This window comes from Aquabacterium sp. A08 (assembly GCF_011742065.1).
Genome location: NZ_JAAQQT010000500.1, coordinates 1 through 317, shown reverse-complemented (window position 1 = coordinate 317; position 317 = coordinate 1). Strand labels below are relative to the sequence as shown.

The 317-nt window shown below is 66.9% G+C and carries 1 protein-coding gene; it reads left to right on the top strand.

All coding sequences use genetic code 11. The features are described 5' to 3' along the window. A partial coding sequence (locus HA630_RS27360; protein ID WP_371809186.1) for an FAD-dependent monooxygenase occupies positions 1-317 on the top strand: 317 nt, incomplete at both ends.

The following is a 317-nucleotide window of genomic DNA, read 5'->3' as shown; positions in this document are numbered from 1 at the left end:
AAGCGCACGCTGGAGATCTGGGACCGCCTGGGCGTGGGCGACCCGATGGTGGACAAGGGCGTGTCGTGGAACGTGGGCAAGGTGTTCTTCAAGGATCAGCAGGTGTACCAGTTCAACCTGCTGCCCGAAGCCGCGCACGAGCGCCCGGCCTTCATCAACCTGCAGCAGTACTACTGCGAGGCCTACCTGGTGGAGCGCTGCCTGCAGCTGCCCAACATCGACATCCGCTGGCGCCACCAGGTCACCGGCATTGCCACGCGCGACGACGGCGCGCTGCTGACCGTCCACACCCCCGACGGCGACTACGCGCTGGACGC